Annotated in this window: 16 protein-coding genes and 2 pseudogenes; 11 read left to right on the top strand and 7 right to left on the bottom strand. The window is 64.3% G+C overall.

Annotation, left to right across the window (positions count from 1 at the left end; all coding sequences use genetic code 11):
- Positions 1-47: 47 nt before the first annotated feature.
- Entirely contained in the window at positions 48-956 is a 909-nt protein-coding gene (locus QBK88_RS28300) for a LysR family transcriptional regulator (RefSeq protein WP_268142400.1), read from the top strand.
- On the opposite strand, the gene QBK88_RS28295 is transcribed toward QBK88_RS28300, so the two are convergent.
- Entirely contained in the window at positions 951-1,418 is a 468-nt protein-coding gene (locus QBK88_RS28295) for a winged helix-turn-helix transcriptional regulator (protein WP_277964659.1), read from the bottom strand. The genes QBK88_RS28300 and QBK88_RS28295 overlap by 6 nt on opposite strands.
- Before the next feature lie 116 nt (positions 1,419-1,534).
- On the opposite strand from QBK88_RS28295, the gene QBK88_RS28290 reads away from it, so the two are divergent.
- Positions 1,535-2,755, top strand: a complete 1,221-nt coding sequence (locus QBK88_RS28290; RefSeq protein WP_277964658.1) for an MFS transporter — start codon at positions 1,535-1,537, stop codon at positions 2,753-2,755.
- A gap of 6 nt (positions 2,756-2,761) precedes the next feature.
- Positions 2,762-3,385 (top strand): SMI1/KNR4 family protein, encoded by a 624-nt coding sequence (locus tag QBK88_RS28285; RefSeq protein WP_268142396.1) that lies wholly within the window; start codon positions 2,762-2,764, stop codon positions 3,383-3,385.
- 25 nt (positions 3,386-3,410) lie between these two features.
- Here QBK88_RS28285 and QBK88_RS28280 read toward each other — a convergent pair whose 3' ends face one another.
- Positions 3,411-3,977 carry a hypothetical protein gene (locus QBK88_RS28280; protein WP_268142394.1) on the bottom strand — a complete coding sequence of 189 codons (567 nt, stop codon included), beginning with the start codon at positions 3,975-3,977 and terminating at the stop codon, positions 3,411-3,413.
- Between the two features lie 146 nt (positions 3,978-4,123).
- On the opposite strand from QBK88_RS28280, the gene QBK88_RS28275 reads away from it, so the two are divergent.
- Entirely contained in the window at positions 4,124-4,783 is a 660-nt protein-coding gene (locus QBK88_RS28275) for a hypothetical protein (protein ID WP_277964657.1), read from the top strand.
- 303 nt (positions 4,784-5,086) lie between these two features.
- On the top strand, positions 5,087-5,338 hold the full coding sequence (locus QBK88_RS28270) for a hypothetical protein (RefSeq protein WP_277964656.1): 252 nt from the start codon (positions 5,087-5,089) through the stop codon (positions 5,336-5,338).
- Between the two features lie 26 nt (positions 5,339-5,364).
- Here QBK88_RS28270 and QBK88_RS28265 read toward each other — a convergent pair whose 3' ends face one another.
- On the bottom strand, positions 5,365-5,823 hold the full coding sequence (locus QBK88_RS28265) for a hypothetical protein (RefSeq protein WP_158159289.1): 459 nt from the start codon (positions 5,821-5,823) through the stop codon (positions 5,365-5,367).
- A 130-nt stretch (positions 5,824-5,953) separates the two neighbouring features.
- Here QBK88_RS28265 and QBK88_RS28260 point away from each other — a divergent pair, with 130 nt between their 5' ends.
- Together QBK88_RS28260 and QBK88_RS28255 are read left to right on the top strand one after the other, a co-directional pair.
- Positions 5,954-6,385 carry a RidA family protein gene (locus QBK88_RS28260; RefSeq protein ID WP_277964655.1) on the top strand — a complete coding sequence of 144 codons (432 nt, stop codon included), beginning with the start codon at positions 5,954-5,956 and terminating at the stop codon, positions 6,383-6,385.
- A 317-nt stretch (positions 6,386-6,702) separates the two neighbouring features.
- On the top strand, positions 6,703-8,346 hold the full coding sequence (locus tag QBK88_RS28255; RefSeq protein WP_268142389.1) for an acetolactate synthase large subunit: 1,644 nt from the start codon (positions 6,703-6,705) through the stop codon (positions 8,344-8,346).
- Between the two features lie 81 nt (positions 8,347-8,427).
- On the opposite strand, the pseudogene QBK88_RS31010 reads toward QBK88_RS28255, so the two are convergent.
- Both QBK88_RS31010 and QBK88_RS31005 read right to left on the bottom strand, forming a co-directional pair.
- Positions 8,428-9,249, bottom strand: a pseudogene (locus QBK88_RS31010) (methyl-accepting chemotaxis protein); the annotation flags it as partial.
- 36 nt (positions 9,250-9,285) lie between these two features.
- Positions 9,286-10,059, bottom strand: a pseudogene (locus QBK88_RS31005) (MCP four helix bundle domain-containing protein); the annotation flags it as partial.
- A gap of 211 nt (positions 10,060-10,270) precedes the next feature.
- Between QBK88_RS31005 and QBK88_RS28245 the strand changes: the two are divergent.
- Positions 10,271-11,632 carry an MATE family efflux transporter gene (locus QBK88_RS28245; RefSeq protein WP_277964653.1) on the top strand — a complete coding sequence of 454 codons (1,362 nt, stop codon included), beginning with the start codon at positions 10,271-10,273 and terminating at the stop codon, positions 11,630-11,632.
- 9 nt (positions 11,633-11,641) lie between these two features.
- Positions 11,642-12,292: a TetR/AcrR family transcriptional regulator gene (locus QBK88_RS28240; RefSeq protein ID WP_277964652.1), complete on the top strand. Its 651-nt coding sequence runs from the start codon at positions 11,642-11,644 to the stop codon at positions 12,290-12,292.
- A 262-nt stretch (positions 12,293-12,554) separates the two neighbouring features.
- Here the strand turns inward: QBK88_RS28240 and QBK88_RS28235 are convergent, their stop codons facing one another.
- Both QBK88_RS28235 and QBK88_RS28230 read right to left on the bottom strand, forming a co-directional pair.
- A complete protein-coding gene (locus QBK88_RS28235; RefSeq protein ID WP_277964651.1) occupies positions 12,555-15,257 on the bottom strand; it encodes a glycoside hydrolase family 3 C-terminal domain-containing protein in 2,703 nt (900 codons plus the stop codon).
- Entirely contained in the window at positions 15,254-15,502 is a 249-nt protein-coding gene (locus tag QBK88_RS28230) for a hypothetical protein (protein ID WP_445765018.1), read from the bottom strand. Before QBK88_RS28230 ends, QBK88_RS28235 begins: the two co-directional genes overlap by 4 nt.
- Positions 15,503-16,014: 512 nt before the next feature.
- Between QBK88_RS28230 and QBK88_RS28225 the strand changes: the two genes are divergently transcribed.
- Both QBK88_RS28225 and QBK88_RS28220 read left to right on the top strand, forming a co-directional pair.
- A complete protein-coding gene (locus QBK88_RS28225; protein ID WP_277964650.1) occupies positions 16,015-17,724 on the top strand; it encodes an ATPase, T2SS/T4P/T4SS family in 1,710 nt (569 codons plus the stop codon).
- A 1-nt stretch (position 17,725) separates the two neighbouring features.
- The coding region (locus QBK88_RS28220) for a type II secretion system F family protein (RefSeq protein WP_277964649.1) at positions 17,726-18,076 on the top strand (351 nt) is incomplete at its 3' end.

The following is an 18,076-nucleotide window of genomic DNA, read 5'->3' as shown; positions in this document are numbered from 1 at the left end:
GGCGGTAGCCCCCGATAAAGACCAAGAGTTTTGCACTGGGCGCACAAATGGACATCAACGGACGATCGGGTGAAATGACGGTGTTCGCCCTGGTGGCGCAACACGGCAGTCTGTCGGCGGCTGCCCGTGCACTGGGGCTGACGCCTTCGTCAGTCAGCCGCATCATCGCGCGCACCGAACAGCGTATCGGCACGCGCTTGCTGGTACGCACCACCCGCGCCATTCGTTTCACCGCCGAGGGCGAAGCGTACTTGCGCGGGGCGCGCCGGATTCTCGCCGACATGGCCGAGATCGAAGACGCCATCACCGACCAGGGCGTGCCTCGTGGCCGCCTGCGGGTCAGCGCCTCGCTGGCCCACGGCCGGTTGGCCATCGTGCCCCTGGTGGCGGCGTTCAGCGCGCGCTACCCGGCCATCCTGGTCGATTTGGCGCTGGGCGACGAAGTGGTCGATATTCTCGGCGGCCAGGCCGATGTGGCCATTCGCTTCGGTGAACTGCCCGACAGCCCGTTGTCGGCCCGGCGCATTGGCGACACCGGGCAGGTGGTGGTCGCGTCCCCCGACTACCTGGCACGCCATGGCACGCCCGCGGAGCCCGAAGACCTGTTGAACCACAATTGCCTGCGCTTCAACTTCCGCCGCGCCGCGCCGGATTGGCCGTTTCGCCGCGAGGGGCACGACATGGCCATCAAGGTCACAGGCAGTATCGAAGGCAACAACGGCGAAACCCTCGCCCAACTCGCCCGGCTGGGCGCCGGTATCGCCCGCATCGGCGCGTTCAGCGTGCAGGAAGACCTGCAAAACGGGCGCCTGGTGTCATTGCTGGAAGGCTACAACCCCGGGGATCGCGAGCCGATTCACGCGGTGTTCGTCGGCGGCGCGGCGATGCCGGCGCGGGTGAGGGCGTTCGTGGATTTCCTCGTGGAAAACCTCCGTGAGCCCCCTGGCCGGTCATGAGGCCTGACGGCTGGGGCGAATAACGCGGGTGCGGTGGCACGACTCTGGGCCAAGCACCCGGCCATCAATTGACCGAACTTCCATCGCCGCCACCGGCTGGCCACCGGTATCATCCAGCAACACCGAATGGGCCTCACCGGCCTCGAACAGGTGTTGCTCTCCCCATTGCCGCATGCACACGATCAACGGGAACACCGAGCGCCCGCGCTCCGTCAGCACGTATTCCTTGTAGGCACTGCCATCGGCCGCCGGCTGCAGCGCCAGTAGTTGCAGTTCGGTCAACACCTTGAGGCGTGCCGCCAGGATGTTCTTCGCCAGCCCCAGGCTTTTCTGAAACTCACTGAAGCGCCGCAGCCCGTCGAACGCATCGCGGATGATCAGCAGTGTCCAGCGTTCGCCGATGGCTTCCAAGGTACGGGCGACGGGGCATTCGCTGTGCTCAAGGGCAGGTTGTCTGGCCATGGGGTGGGCTCTTGGGGAGGGTGGCGCTGATTATACCGACCAAACGGATTCCGGTTGCAAATTAAAACCTTCTGCGGCTAAATCGGTTTCAAATTGAAACCAGATAGGTGGCAAGGATGACGTCAAAGACTGTTACCCATGCAGCGACTCAGGGCTCGTCGGCCCTGACACTGCTGTTCGCCGTTATTTGCGCGCTGGCGGTGGCCACCGTGTACTTCGCCCAACCATTGCTGGATACCATGGCCGTCAGCCTGGGCGTAACCCCAGCCATGATTGGTATCGTGGTCACGGTCACCCAGGTGGGGTATGCGGCCGGTCTGTTGTTCATCGTGCCGTTGGGTGACCTGCTCAACCGCAAGGCCATGGTGCTCGGCCAATTGCTGCTGTCCGCCGCGGCCCTTGTGGCGGCCAGCATGGCGCAGCACTGGTGGGCGTTGCTGGGTGCGATGGGTGTGGTGGGCTTGATGGCGGTGGTAGTGCAAGTGCTGGTGGCCTATGCGGCCGTGCTCGCGCCGCCCCACCGACGAGGCCAGGCGGTAGGCACCGTGACCAGCGGCGTGGTGATAGGCATTTTGCTGGCGCGACTGGTCAGCGGGTCAGTCGCCGACCTGGCGGGGTGGCGTACGGTGTACCTGATGGCCGCAGGGCTGATGCTGGCAATGACGGGCATCGTGTGGCGTGCGGTACCTGGCACTGCCGAACCGCGCACGGGCCAAGGCTACACGGCGTTGTTGCGCTCGATGTTCGCGCTGTATGCCACCGAACCGGTGCTGCGACGCCGGGGTGTGTTCGCGATGCTGATCTTCGCTGCGTTCAGTGTGTTGTGGACCGCCATGGTGTTGCCCCTGAGCGCGCCGCCGTTGTCGCTCTCCCATGCCCACATCGGCCTGTTCGGCCTGGCGGGTATTGCCGGTGCCTTGGCAGCGGCCCGCGCCGGGCGCTGGGCGGATGAGGGCAAGGGAAGCAGAACCACAGGGTTTGCCCTGGCCTTGCTAGTGGTGTCCTGGTTGCCTATCGGCTTGGCGCACAGCTCGCTGCTGGCCCTGGCGCTGGGCGTGGCCATGCTCGACTTTGCCGTGCAGGCGGTGCATGTCACCAATCAGAGCCTGATCCTGGCGGCGCGGCCGGATGCTCAAAGCCGGATGGTGGGCGCCTACATGTGCTGCTACTCGGCGGGCAGTGGCCTGGGCGCCGTGGCGGCTACCCAGGCGTATGCTCACGGTGGGTGGTTGGCCGTGTGCCTGCTGGGCGCGGGGATCAGCGCCGTGGCCTGGTGTGTCTGGTGGCTGGATCGGGCCACGGGTACAGTAGCGCCCAGCCCCTCGTTCAAGGAATGACACCCTATGCCCGATTATCGCGGTCTGTTGCTGGAAGACACCCGGGAACCCGCCACCGACCAGGCCATCGCGCGCCTGGAAGCCCTGCTTCAGGCGACGTTGCCGGCGGACTACCGGCAGTTTCTCAAAGCGTGCAACGGCGCCATCGTCGAGTACGATGTTGCCGTCACCCTGGCCAATGGCGAGCGCGAACTCATGAGCTTCTCGCTGTTTGGCCTGGACCTGGCGCAAACCTGGGAAAGCAACCCCCATGAGCTGGAACAGGCCATGGCATTGCCCGATTACCCCGCCAGCGGCCTATTGCCCATTGGGCGGGATGGGGGTTCCAGCCTGTTGCTGCTGGACCTGCGCGACGGCCGCCAGGACGTGGCCGCCATGGTTGCCGGCCTGCCAGCGTGGACGGGCCGCCGTCAGCAGGGCGATGAATACGTGGTGCTGGCGGCGTCGTTCGACGCGTACCTGAGTGCGCTGCACCTGGCCGATGAAACCATCGCCAGCCACATCGACCGGTTCCTGATCAGCCCCACCAGCGTAGAAGCCACGCTGGCCTGGCTGGATTCTGGCAGCCCCGACTGGCGCGCCCGCCATCGCGAACGCTGGAATGCGCGGGTGCGGCACTGTCCGATCTGAGCGTACAGCGGGTTCGGGCCGTGGCCTAACCCGTCCAGTCCACGGCGAAGCGGTAGCCCACATCTACGCCACTGGCATCCACCGGCCCCTCGCGCGGGGTCAGGACAAACTCGAACGCTGGTTCGAAGCCACCATCGCGGGCCACTTCGCCGGCCAGTATTTCGACGCTGTACCAGCCGTTGTCCACTTCGATACCGGGCCGCCCAGGTTGCTCATATCGCGCCAGCAACTGCTCCACGGCTGGCGCGGTGAACGCCTGGAGGATACGCCAGGTAAACAACTGCACTTTGCCGTGGGCCACCTGCAGTGCATAGCCGTCACGTTGATGTTGCAGGCGGTTGGCAGGCTTGAGCAGCTCGGGTGCCGTGCCGGTCAGTGTGAACACAATGGTGTAGGGGTGGTTCTCGACGCCTGCGAGCGGGATGAGCACGCCCTCAAGCACCGCTCGGTCGCCGCTGTCACCGGTCACGAACTCGGCGGCCAGGTCGTCGGCCAGTCCATGTTCTGCCTTGAAGCGCTGTAGCAAAAGCAGGTCGCCAAGGAGGAAGTAGTCGATCAGGTCATTCAACACTTCAGAAAACACATACTGCATGGGTTCCTCCCTGTGAGGCCTGCATTCAGGCCGTCAGACATACAATGATGGCAGCCATGATGGCCATCAGCCTTGGCACCTTGCTAGACTGCCGGTCCAGCCGCCGGCAACGCCGGTGCAATCTCCGCTCATGAAAGGATTCTCGCATGCGTCATGCACTACGTGTTGGTTTTGCCTGCTCCATTGCCCTGTGGTTCGGTACTGCTCAAGCGGCCACGGTGGCTGAAGTGTTCAATGGTGACATGCTGGGGACCAACCCGCGTTATTTCGAATCGGTGGCCGGCATTCCCCGTGAGTCCAATGGCAATGATCACGTGTTCAAGGTTCAGGGCTGTACCATCACGGCAACGGTGGAGGGCAACAGTGTCAGCAAATTGCGCATGGCGCTGGGTGACAACTGTCAGGCTGACCTGAGTTCGTTCGTCAGCAGCTACGCACCCGCCCCAGGCAAGCCGCTGACCGTTGGCGCGTTCGTGGCCTCCTCTGGCGGCGGCCTGAGCTACAGCGCCGATTGCCTCACCCTGTGCGGCAACGCCGCCGACCCTTCGGTGTTCGCCCACTGGGAGGGGCCCCATGCGGTTGGTTTCAAGGAGGTGATGCTGGAGGTGGTCTTGGCCTCGGACACCGCCCTTGCCGCAGCCAGCCAGTGGGAGGGGGTGATGACCAAGGCCAAAGGTGAAGACTACGTGACCGACACACGCTTCAACTGCGACCCGCAGTTCAACGAGGCAGCCGAGAAGGCATTCGCTGATGTGCCGGTGAGCGCAGTGACCATCGGTACCGGGCTCAGCAAACCGAGCTGCTGAACCCGAGGGAGACCGTCCAGCTTTTCATGGCGGGCCCCACCGGGTATTCCTGAGTGGTCGCCGTGGTGTATCAAGTACACCGCGTCGTGGCCTTCCCGAGCTTCGCCCGGTCCCACAGGGTGTTCCGCACTATCGCGGTGATCCTCTGTGGGACCGGGCGCCAGCTCGGGAAGCAGGCGCCGCGGTGCATCAGGCCGGCCGCGTCGTAGCCTTCCCGAGCTTCGCCCGGTCCCACAGGGTGTTCCGCACTATCATGGTGATCCCCTGTGGGACCGGGCGCCAGCTCGGGAAGCAGGCGCCACGGTGCATCAGGCATACCGCGTCGTGGCCTTCCCGAGCTTCGCCCGGTCCCACAGGGTGTTCCGCACTATCGCGGTGATCCCCTGTGGGACCGGGCGCCAGCTCGGGAAGCAGGCGCCACGGTACATCAGCCAGGAAACCCAGAAAGGCACCCCAGCCCTGCAGTCGGCCAAGGCTCAGCCCAACCCGATGATCAATGGGCATCAGGACTGGCTCAACGGCTTGGTCGAGGCGGCGCGCCGGGCACGCGGATAAGCGCTTTGCCCACGGCGCCCGTGGGCTCACTCCAACCGGCACGCCATCACTGTCGAACACACCGCCCCCTGGTTCAGGGTCAGGCCCAGCGCCACACAGACAAAGCCCGTCAGCCATGGCCGGTCGCAGGGGCGGGCGGTCCACTCGATGTAGCGCGCCACGGCGGCTGCCAGGAACGCGCCGGGGAACGAGCAGAGGTAACCCAACCAGATCAACCCGCCCGGCTCGGCCATGGACAGCACCCACGCCCCGTACAACGCCAGGTAAAGCGCCAAGGCCGTGGCCACCCCGGCCATCAGCACTTTTGACGCCCGAGACAGCCAGAGCAGGCCGAGGATCACCGCGTGGGGCAGCCAGTACACGAGGAAGTTCGTGGTGATTTGCGCGTGCCCATGGGCAGCCAGCCAGGTGGCTACCACGGCACCCGATATCAGCGCGAGCAGCGCCAGCGGCCGAGCCGCGGTTCCTTTCAGTGCATCATCCATTGCAGGTTCCAGGCGATCTTGTTCTTGTTGACCAGCATGGCTGGGCAGTAGGCTTCAGCCCCGGCAGGTAGCCGGCCACCGTCAGGGTGAGACCGGAGAGTACCAGCTCTTTCGTCACGGAGTAGACCCCATGTCAGAGATTCCCCGCCCAGTAGCCTTCGAACTTTCCAACCCCGCCGGGCTGTACGACCCCCGCCCCAACGCCTATTCCCACGTGGCCGCACTGGCGCCTGGCGCGCGCCTGGTGTTCATCGCCGGGCAGGGCGGTGAAGACGCCGAGGGGCGACTGTCCGCCGAGTTCGCCGAACAGGTGCACCAGGCGTTGGCCAACGTGGCCACGGCGCTGCAATCCCAGGGGGCTGACCTGGCGCAGGTGTTCAAGTTGACCTTGCTGATTGTCGACCACGACCCGCAGCGGTTGACGGCCTGGGTGCGGGAAGCTGATCTGGCCTGGGGTGGGGCGATGAAACCGGTGTGCACGCTGATCCCCGTGCCGCGGTTGGCATTGGAGGGGATGCTGATTGAGATCGAGGCGGTCGCGGCGGTGTCGACAGGTGTCTGAGGGCGGTTAGCCCTTCCCGAGCTTCGCCCGGTCCTGCCTGAGAACACAGCGTGGGACCGTGCGGCGCGGCTCACCGCCGGCAAAAGTGTTCGCTATCCGCCAACAATCGCTCTGGGCCGTTGCATTCATGGGCTGGAAACCGTTACGTTTCGCAATAGTGGCTTTTGTGCCGAATCATTCGTCCACGTCCTTACTGGCCGTTGTGGGCCGGGGCGATGCGACGGTAGCGCCGTCGGCGTGAAAAAAACGGGGCTTGTTCCCCTGATCAGTCATGGTAATGGGCGCATATCAGCGCGCCACGAGTTTGAGGAAGGAAAATGGCCAAGGCCGCAGATGTCGTCGTTCAATGCCTGGAAAACGAAGGCGTCAAATATGTGTTTGGTATTCCCGGCGAGGAAAACCTGGACCTGCTGGAGTCGCTGCGCCGCTCGCCCATCGAGCTGGTGCTGACCCGCCACGAACAGTCCGCCGGCTTCATGGCCGCCACCTACGGCCGCCTGACCGGCAAGACCGGCGTCAGCCTGTCGACCCTGGGCCCTGGCGCCACCAACCTGGTGACCGCCGGTGCCTACGCCTACCTGGGCGGCATGCCGATGCTGATGATTACCGGCCAGAAGCCGATCAAGAAGTCCAAGCAGGGCCGCTTCCAGATCCTCGACGTGGTTGGCATGATGCAGCCGCTGACCAAGTACACCCACCAGCTCGCGTCGGCCGACAACATCCCGTCGCGCGTGCGTGAAGCTTTCCGCTTGGCTGAAGAAGAAAAGCCCGGTGCCGTGCACCTGGAACTGCCGGAAGACATCGCTGCCGAGCAGACCGACAGCATGCCGATCACCCCGAGCCTGAGCCGTCGCCCGCTAGCCGAGAACAAGGCCATCGAAGCCGCCGTCGCCAAGCTGAAAGCCGCGCGCAGCCCGATCCTGGTGATTGGTGCCGGTGCCAACCGCAAAATGACCGCCAAGGTATTGCGCCAGCTGATCGACAAGACCAACGTGCCGTTCGTGACCACCCAGATGGGCAAGGGCGTGGTCGACGAGCGCCACCCGCGCTTCCTGGGCAACGCCGCGCTGTCGGCCGGTGACTTCGTGCACCGCGCCGTCGAAGCGGCCGACCTGATCGTCAACATCGGTCACGACGTGATCGAGAAGCCACCGTTCTTCATGGTCCGTGGCGGCACCGAAGTCATCCACATCAACTTCCGCTCCGCTGAAGTCGACCCGGTGTACTTCCCGCAGATCGAAGTGATCGGCGACATCGCCAACGCCATCTGGCAGATCGGCGAAGCCCTGGAGCCGCAGCCGCACTGGGACTTCACCCGCCTGATGACCATTCGCGAGGCCAACGAAGCGCAGATCGCCGAAGGCGCCGATGACAACCGCTTCCCGATCTACCCGCAGCGCATGGTCGCCGACGTGCGTCGCGCCCTGCCGGCCGAAGGCATCGTGGCGCTGGACAACGGCATCTACAAGCTGTGGTTCGCGCGCAACTACAAGGCCCACAAGCCCAACACCGTGCTGCTGGACAACGCCCTGGCGACCATGGGCGCGGGCCTGCCGTCGGCCATGGCCGCGCACCTGGTGTACCCGGACCGCCCAGTGGTAGCGGTGTGCGGTGACGGTGGCTTCATGATGAACAGCCAGGAGCTGGAAACTGCTGTGCGCCTGAAGATGAACCTGACGGTCATCATCCTGCGTGACGACGGCTACGGCATGATCCGCTGGAAACAGTCGAACATGGGCTTCACCGACTACGGCCTGGACTACGGCAACCCTGACTTCGTCATGTACGCTCAGTCCTACGGTGCCAAGGGCCACCGCGTGGAAAGCGCCGAAGGCTTCCTGCCGCTGCTGGAGCAGTGCCTGTCGACCCCGGGTGTCCACGTGATCGACTGCCCGGTCGACTACTCGGAAAACGACTTCATCCTCAACAGTGAGCTCAAGCGCCGCAGCGCGCTGGTCTGACGGTTCGGATGCAGGTATGAGCCCCCGGGCAGCGCAGGCTGCCCGGGGGCTTTTTCGTGGGGAACAAGGACGCCGCAGCGGTCAGACCTTGAACTGCAACACCACCTGATTTAACTGTACCGCCAGGCGCGACAGCTCGCCGCTGGCGGACGAAGTCTGGTCGGCGCCAGCGGAGGTCTGGATCGACAGGTCGCGGATGCTGGTCAGGTTACGGTCCACCTCGCGGGCTACCTGGGCCTGTTCTTCGGTGGCCGAGGCGATGCTGACGTTGCGCTCGTTGATCTGCACGATGGCCGCGGTGATTTCGGCCAGTGCGTCACCGGCGCCCTGTGCCACCACCAGGCTGGCCCTGGCGCGCTCGCTGCTCAGGCCCATGGAGCTGACTGCCTTGCTGGCGCCGCCCTGGATAGAGGCGATCATCTGTTCGATTTCCGCGGTCGATTGCTGGGTGCGATGGGCCAGCGCCCGCACTTCATCGGCGACCACCGCGAAACCACGGCCAGCGTCCCCGGCGCGGGCCGCCTCGATGGCAGCGTTGAGGGCCAACAGGTTGGTTTGCTCGGCCACGCCGCGAATCACGTCCAGCACACCGCTGATGTCCTTGAGCTGCAAGGCCAGGCCATCGATTTCCAACGCCGTGGCGCCTACCGAGTCGTGCAGGGCGTTGATCACGTTCAGGGTCTCGTCCACGCGCTGGCGGCCGTTCTCGGCCGACTGGCTGGATTCACGGGCGGCGGTCGATGCCAATGCTGCGTTGCGTGCCACTTCCTCCACGGCCGCGCTCATCTGGTTGATGGCGGTGGCGGCCTGGTTGATTTCGTCATTCTGGCGCTGTATGCCGTGCAAGGCGTCCTGGGTCAGGGCAGCCATTTCCTCGGACGTGGACGCCAGGTGGTTGGACGAGCCACCCAGGTCGCTCAGGGTCTTGCGCAGGTTGTCCTGCATCACTGCCAGGGCCCCGAGCAGGCGCCCCGGCTCATCCCGGCCATCGACCACGATGGGCTGGCTGAGGTCATTGTCGGCGATCTGCTGCGCCACTTTCAGGGCCTTGGCCACAGGGCTGACCAGGCTGCGGGTGAACAGGGTCGCCAGTACCAGGGTCGCTGCCAGCGCTACCAGGATGGCGGCGATGGTGACGTTGCGCGCCTGGCTGTAGGCGGTGTTGGCCACGCCATCGGATTCGGCCATCTTCAGGTCGGCCTGGTGCGCCACTTCGTCGATGTCCTTGCTGAACTGGTTGCCGGCCAAGGTCTGCTCACCATTGGGCTGGCTGAGGGCAGTGGCCACATCATCATGCTTCTGCGCCAGGGCGTCGAGGAAGCGCGCGTGCACGTCCAGGTACTTGCCCATGGCGTCCAGCAGGTTGCTGTAGGCCTGCTGGGCATCGGCACTGACCAGTAGCGGCTTGAGCCGGCGCACGTCGGCCTGCAGGTCGTCACGGCCACGGTTGATGCTGGTGCGCGCCAGGTCCGCGGCCTGGGGGCTCAGGGCGGTACGCAGGTTGGTGTTGCCCAGGCGGATGGTCAACAGGTCGCTCTTGATCCGGCCGATGGTCTGCACCGCTGGCAGCACCTGGTCCTGGAGGGTCGAACGCGAGCTTTTCAGTTCAGCGAACTGCAGCAGGGAGAACAGCCCGAGGGCGGTGATCAGTAGCGCGAAGAAACCGAAGCACAACAGTGACCGGGGTGCGATGTTGAGATGTCTCAGGTTCATGGGATGGCCTCCTAGGCGGTGTCAAAATGATATCAGCTCTTCGGCCTGAATCGTTTAAGCTTGAGGGCCCCGTGCTAGAGCATTTTGTCGCGGGCAGCGGTGCCTCGCAAAGGTGGCGTGTCAGCCTGCCATTCAGGCCCTGCTGAAAATCCCGCTGGCAAGCCAGCGCCCACAGTGGTGCAATGCGTGCCCGTCTTCTTTCGAGCCCGCCATGCGCGACACCACCGCCCGTTTCACCCAAGGCTCACTGGCCCGCCACGTGCTGGCCATGACCAGCGCCAGCGCCCTGAGCCTGTTGACGGTGTTTCTGGTCGATATCCTCACCCTGGTCTATGTCGCGCAGCTCCATGACCAGCGCCTGCTGGCCGCTGTCGGGCTGGCCAAGACCCTGCTGTTCGTCAACGCCGCGTTTGTCTCGGGGCTGGTGATCGCCGCAGGGGTGGTGCTGTCCGAGCGCATTGGCCACCACGTCAGCCAGCGACTGGCGCGCCTGGTCAGCCACCTCTTGATCATGGCCTTGGCCTTGGCGGCGCTGATCGCCGGCGTCGAACTGCTGGCCATGGCGCCGCTGGGGCGGTTGCTGGGCGCGGACCCGGCGGCTTACCCGACGGCGCGGTTGTATATCTGGACCACCCTGGTGGCCAGCGTACCGGCGGCGGCCATGCAGATGTGCGCGCAGATCCTGCGAGCCCAGGGCCACGGGCGCCTTGCCCTGGGGGTACTGGTGGCCGGTGCGGCGACCCTGGCGGTCGCTGATCCGCTGTTCATTCTGGGGCTAGGCTGGGGGGTGGAAGGGGCGGGCCTGGCATTCAGCGTGTCCACCCTGGTGGCCCTGGGCGTGGGCCTGACGCTGGTCAAGCGCCACATTGGCCTGTCGGCGCGGCTCAATGTTCGCCTGCTGAAGCTGCACATCGGCCGGCTGGCGCCCATCGCTTTGCCGGCCATGCTGGGCAACCTCGCCATGCCTGTGGGCATCACCTACCTCATGGTGACCTTGGCCGCCTTCGGTACTTCGGTACTGGCGGGCATGGCCGTGGTGGACCGCATCCTGCAACTGGGCTACTGCCTGTATTTTGCCTTGCCCACCGCCCTGGTGCCGGTGATTGCCCAGAACCTGGGCGCTGGTCATGATGGCCGGGCGCGCCAGGCCGTCGGCTTTACAGGCAAGCTGGTGGTCCTCTATGGTGTGGCGCTCTGGGCGGCGCTGTACCTCGCCGGGCCAGCCATTGCCGATTACTTCCAGTTGCTGGACGAGGGGCGGGCACTGTTGCTGCTGTTCTGCCAGTGGGGGGCAGCGCTTTGGGTGCTGTACGGCCTGGACTTCATTGCCCAGTCGATGTTCCTGACCATGGGCCGGGCCTGGTGGGTACCGGCGTTTGGCTGGTTGCGCGGTACCCTGGGTTCGCTGCCCTTCGTCTATATGGGCGCCAAGTGGCACGGGGGCAGTGGCGCGTTATTGGGCATGTGGCTGGGCAACGCCGTGGTGGCCGGGTTGGCCGTTGCAACGGCGGTGGGCGTCGCCCGCCGATTTTTCCGCCAGCGGGCCAAGGCCGTTGGTGTTTCCACAGAGTAACGGGTTTTTATGTCAGTCAAGGATCTTCACCAGGAGGCGGTCGAGCCGCCAGCACCCAAGCGTCGCCGCGCCCCGAAGGGCGAAATGCGCCGCATGGCCTTGCTGGACGCCGCCACCCAAGTGTTCGCCAGGGATGGCTATCAGGCGGCGTCGATGCGCGACGTGGCCGATATCGCCGGCATTACCACGGTCGGGCTGCTGCACCATTTTCCCAACAAGGTGGCATTGCTGCGCGCCTTGCTCGACCGTCGCGACCAGCGCGTGGTGGAGCGTTTCGGCGAACTCGACACGTCGCCGACGCTGGACGGGTTCCTGCGCTTCCTGCGCATGAGCATGGGCTTCAGCGTGGAGGATGCCAGCGAATGCCAGGCGGCGTTGATGATCAACATCGAGAGCCTCTCGGACAAACACCCGGCGTTCCCCTGGTACCAGGAGAAGTTCGTAGTGGTGCATGGCCACGCCCAGGCGCACCTGGGTTCGCTGGTGGAGGCGGGGGCCATACGCGCCGACGTCGATATCAGCGCCTTGGCGCTGGAAATTTTCTCGGTGATGGACGGGTTGCAGATCCAGTGGCTGCGCGGGCGGGAAAGCGTGGACGTGATGCACGTCTTCGACCTGTACCTGCGGCGGTTGGGGAAGGATCTGGCGGTGGGGGGCTGAGGCTGAAAGCCTCAAGCTTCAATCGATACTGCGCCAGACAAACAAGGCTGTCGAGGTGATCTTACAGACATAACTGGCCTGAAACAGATGTGGGAGCGGGGGGGGGGGGCGCCGAGCCCTTGCCCGGGAAGCGCCGCGCGGGCGGCGCTCGATCTTGAGAGCGCCGCGGAAGCCAGAGGCCTGCACCCGGCAGCCCTGATGCATTCCCCAGTGGCGAGCAAGAAAGGCTCATCCATGAGCCACAAGCGGGGTCAAACAGAGGTCAGTAACGCTGCGAAGCCGACACCTGCACGGCTTTCTGCAGTGGCGCGGGCAGCGGGTTGCTGTCGCGGGTGGTCAGTTGCTCGGCGTACAGGGTGGTCAGGGTCTGGCTCAGGCTCAGGTCGGCGGAGCTGGTGCCCACGCGGATCTTGTACTTGCCAGCATCGACGTTCCAGCTGTCGGTGTTGTCCACATAGTAAGCCAGCGAACGCGAGTCCAGCGGGATGCTTACGGTCTTGCTCTGGCCGGGCTTGAGGTACACCTTGGTGAAACCCTTGAGCTCTTTCTCCGGGCGGGCGACCGCCGGGTTGACCGGCTGCACGTACAGCTGGGCGGTTTCGAAGCCGGCCTTGCTGCCGGTGTTGGTCACGGTGAATTTGACGTTCACGGTGGCGCCCGGGGTCAGCACGTTGCTCGACAGTTTCATGTCGCTGTAGGCGAAGGTGGTGTACGACAGACCGAAGCCGAACGGGTACAGCGGCTTGGTGTTGTTCTTGTCATACGCACGGTAGCCCAGGTACAGGCCTTCGCTGTAGGTCATGTCGGTCAGCGCGTTGGTGCCGCGGTACTGCGCTGGGTCCGGGTAGGACGCATAGCTGGCGTTGTCCTCGATTTTCTTGTCGATGGTGACCGGCAGTTTGCCCGACGGGTTGACCTTGCCATAGAGGATCTCGGCCAGGGCCTGACCACCTTGCTGGCCTGGCAGCCAGGCTTGCAGGCTGGCACCGACCTTGTTGGCCCACGGCTGCATGTTGGACACGCCGCCACCGTGCATTACCACGATGGTGTTGGGGTTGGCCTTGGCTACCGCGGTGATCAGGTCAGCCTGTTGGTCGGGCAGGTCGAAACCGTGGTCCGAACCTTCGCCTTCGTTTTCATAGTTGGTGCCTACCGCGACCACGACAGCATCGTAGTTGGCCAGGTCCGCTGGCGGCTTGAGGGCCGACCAGCTCATCTGCACGCCCGCCAGGCCGCCCAGGGCCGGGGTGAAGTTGCCGGCGGTGCGCTGGTACTCAAGCTTCACGCTGTAGGATTTGCCAGCGGTAAGGGCCGAGGTTTTCGCCGAGGTAACCAGGGCATTGACCACATCGCTGGAGTACGCCACGCCATCGCTCTGCAGCACCAGCTCATCGTTGACCCACAGCTTGTACGGGCCGTCGGCGCGCACTTTGAAGATCTGCGGGCCGCTGACGGTCGGCTTGATGGTGGAGGTGAAACGGGCCGAGAAGGCGCCCGCCGTCGGGGTGAAGCCCGAAACCGTGGTGGTACCGGCGTCGGTGACGTTGGTGCTGGTGGTCCAGTTCAGGTTCACGCCCGGTTCGACACGGGTCAGCGCCGGGTCACCGGAAAAGCTGGTATTGGCGTAGTACTCGGCCTTCACGCCCGAGTAGCTGACGCTGTTCTTGCCGGTGGACGGCTGGTACCACACCGAGGCCTTGGGGTTCAGGCTCAGGGCGGGCAGGTAGGTGACGTTGCTGCTGCTCGACGCCAGTTGCTGCAGGCCGCTGAGTTCGGTCACGTAGCTGTTGGGTGGCGAGTTGGCAGTACCGAACGGCGAGCCGGGTGCTTCCAGCGCCCAGTCGCCGATGACCGCGACCTTGGCCGACTTGGCCAACGGCAGCAGTGGCGCGCCGGCCGAGGTGTTTTCGTTGCGCAGCAGCACGATGGCTTCGCGGGCGGTGTCCAGCGCGGCCTTGGCGCCGTACTCGGTGTGCTCCAGGGTCTGCGCGGTGTTGAGGTTTTCCTGCAGGTCGTAGCTGACAATGCCACGCAGGTTGCGCTTGACCTTGTCGTCGATGACGTTCTGAGTCAGCTGGCCGCTCCACAGCAACGGCATCAGGTTGGCTTCGGTGAATTGCAAGCCCGACGGCATGTCGATGTCGGTGCCGGCCCAGGCGCCCTTGAAGGCGTCGTGAATGGCGTTGAAGTCACTGATGACCATGCCCTGATAGCCCCATTCACCCTTGAGCACGTCGGTGATCAGGTGGTGGTTTTCACAGGCGTAGTCGTCGTTGATCTTGTTGAAACCGCACATGATCGACGCCACGTTGGCGTTCTTGACCATGGACTCGAAGCCCGGCAGGTACAGCTCGCGCAGGGTGCGCTCGTCCACGTGCACGTTCACTGCCTGGCGGTTGGCTTCCTGTTCGTTGGCCAGGAAATGCTTGCCGCTGGCCTGGATGCCTTGTACCTGAATGCCGTTGACCACGGCCGGGGCCAGCACGGCGCCCAGGAACGGGTCTTCGCCGCTCAGGTACTCAGCCGAACGGCCGCCGTAGGGGGTGCGGTACAGGTTGACGCCTGGGGATAGCATTTGCTGGCCGCCGGAAATACGGGTTTCGTAGGCGATGGCCTGGCCGAATTCCTTGGCGCGGTTGATGCTCCAGGTGGCGGCCAGGGCCGACTGCGACGGGTACTGGGCGCCAAACGTGGCGTTGTTGACGTGCACGCCCATGGACGAATCGTAGGCAACGGTGCCCTGGATGCCCCACTTGGTCAGCTTGGGGATCATGTGGCCGTCGTCGACGCGGGTGAAGTTGATCTTCTCCGAGGTGCTCATGTTGTCGAGGATCGAGCTGACCCGCGCTTCCACGGCGTTGCCGGTGGCCGGGGTAGCGGTGGCCGCCAGGGCCAGGTGCGCCTGGGCGACACCCAGGGCCAACAGGCTCAGGCCCAGGGTACGTCGCAGGGTGGAATGGCTCATTGTTGCTGCTCCTGAGCAGGGGCGTCGTCAGTGACGATCGGGGCGTCATCCACCGGGGTGGCGGTCTGGGTGGTGGTCTGCACGCGGTCGACACCAGAGATCTGGTCGCGCTTGGCTTCGATCTGCTGGCGAACTTCCTGCATGGAAGAAGTGCCGGTACCAGAGGTTGAATCTGCCGCGCAGGCGACAAAACTCTGGGCGCACAGAAGTACAGTACCCATGACAGGTAATATGAGCTGTTTCATAAATAATGTCTCAGATGATGGCTAAGTAATAGCAGGTCGGCGGCGATCGATTAAAGAAGGCGAAAGCGCGGCCGAAGAGTAAGTCCGGATGATGCCTTTAAAAGTTCAATGTTCGCAAAGATATTTTTTCAAACGCGACAAACTGCATGAAAAGGGCAGGGTGGAGGTCGATTTTTCCGATCTTCGGCTGCATGAAAAAACCGAGATTAGGGTGGTTTGCTTTATTTTAATTGCTTAAAAATCAATAAAAATGGCCGTTATACATCGTAAATGCGCTAATAATGAGCTAGAAATTGCTATTTAGTAAACCTAATTGCAGTTAGGTTTTAGCATCTGTTAAGCTGTGTCAGCGTTGAAATCTGCGCCTTTATAGTTGCACCCATTCTGGCTTGTATTTCCCTGCTTAGTTGCCAGTTAGTTGCGCGGCTGAACCGGGGTATTTAATAAATCATCAATATCTGGCTGCGCCGTTAATACCGCGTGGCGCCAGTGGCGTATCGCCAAGAAGTATAATGTCCTACTGCAACCTCCCTGTTCCATCGCAGTCGAGTGTCTGTCACTGGTTGGTCGAACATACCGACGTCAAAGCCGCCGATATCAACCGGGCGATTAAATTGTGCCTGGCACAAAGTGGCCACGACGACGATTGCCTGGACGCCCTGATTCGCCTTGGCGCTGTGCGCGATGAGGAGGTGGCCCAGGCGTATGCGACCCTGCTGGCGGTGCCACGGCTGGACATGGAACAGGTGAACACCCTCGACGTGCCGGCCTTGATGGGCAGCGAACGTTTCCTGCGCCATTACGGCCTCGTGGTGCTGCACACGGGCCCATCGCACCTGAGTGTGGCCGCCCGTGCACCCGTCTCCGGTTATGGCCTGGACGCCTTGGGCTACCTGGCCCGGCAGCCCCTGTCGCTGGTGATCGCCACGGCCGCCGAGGTCAACACCCTCATCGAGCGTTTCCACGGCCAGGGCCGCAGCGCCATGGACGCCTTGATCGAATCATTGGACGGTGAAGGCGATGCCCTGGACGATATCGAGCACCTCAAGGACCTGGCCAGCGAAGCGCCAGTGATCCGCCTGGTCAACCTGATCCTGCAGCGCGCCGTGGAGTCGCGGGCCTCTGACGTGCATGTCGAGCCGTTCGAAGGCCAGTTGCAGGTGCGCTATCGTATCGACGGCCTGCTGGTGCAGGGCGAAGCGCCTCCGGCCAGCCACGCCGCCGCCGTGATTTCGCGCCTCAAGATCATGGCCCGCCTGGACATCGCCGAGCGCCGTCTGCCTCAGGATGGGCGCATCATGCTGCGCATTCAGGGCAAGGAACTGGACCTGCGGGTGTCGACCGTGCCCACCAGCTTCGGCGAGTCGGTGGTGATGCGCCTGCTGGACCGCCAGACCGTGCGCTTCGATTTCCCTACCCTAGGCATCGATGGCCCGCGCCTGGCCACCTTGCAGGACCTGCTCGAACGCCCCCACGGCATCCTGCTGGTGACCGGCCCCACCGGCTCGGGCAAGACCACCACGCTTTATACCGCGCTGTCGCGGCTCAACACCGCCGAGCGCAAGATCATCACCGTCGAAGACCCGGTGGAATATCAACTGGCAGGCATCAACCAGATCCAGGTGAAGCCGGCCATTGGCCTGGATTTTCCCGGCGCGCTGCGCTCCATCGTGCGCCAGGACCCGGACGTGATCATGATCGGCGAAATGCGCGACCTGGAAACCTGCCGTATCGCCATTCAGTCGTCACTCACCGGCCACCTGGTGCTGTCTACCCTGCACACCAACAGCGCCGCGGCGAGTATCACGCGCCTGCTGGACATGGGCGTGGAGCACTACCTGATCGCCTCGACCTTGCAGGGTATCCTGGCCCAGCGCCTGGTACGCCGGCTGGATCCGGCCACGCGCATTGCCTTCGAGGCCCCTGCGCAGCTGGTGGCCCAGCACCGCCTGGATCGCTACACCGAGCAACGTCCGATCATGCTCTACCGCCCCGACACCGACAGCCCTGGGGCCGGCTATCACGGCCGCAGCGCGATCACCGAACTGCTGGTGATGAATGATGAGCTGCGCAGTTTGCTGATGCGCCAGGCCGACGCCGCGACCCTGGAAGAAGCGGCACGCCGCCACGGCCTGGTGACCTTGTACGAAGATGGCCTGCGCCAGGCCTTGGCGGGTATCACCTCGCTGGAAGAAGTGCTGCGTGTGGCGCGGGGCGACTGACATGGCCACATTCCGCTACCGCGCCCTGGACGCTGACGGCGCCACGCAGAAAGGCAACCTGGAGGCCGCCGATGAGCGTGTTGCCCTGGCGCACCTGCAGGCCCGCGGCTGGCTGGTGTTGAACCTGGAAGCGGGCAGCCAGCGGCTGTCACGCGGCAGCGTGGCGCTCAACGGCGCCGCCCTGGTCAGTTTCACCCAGCAACTGGCGACCCTGCTGGGCGCCGGCCAACCCCTGGAGCGCTCGCTGGGCATCCTGCTCAAGCAGACCCAGGCGCCCAAGGCCCACGCCCTGATCGAACGCATCCGCGAACAGGTGAAAGCCGGCAAGCCCTTGTCCCAGGCGCTGGAAGAA

It is taken from the genome of Pseudomonas sp. RIT-To-2 (assembly GCF_029623465.1).
Lineage (GTDB): Bacteria > Pseudomonadota > Gammaproteobacteria > Pseudomonadales > Pseudomonadaceae > Aquipseudomonas > Aquipseudomonas silvicola.
This window is presented reverse-complemented; position numbering and strand designations above follow the sequence as displayed.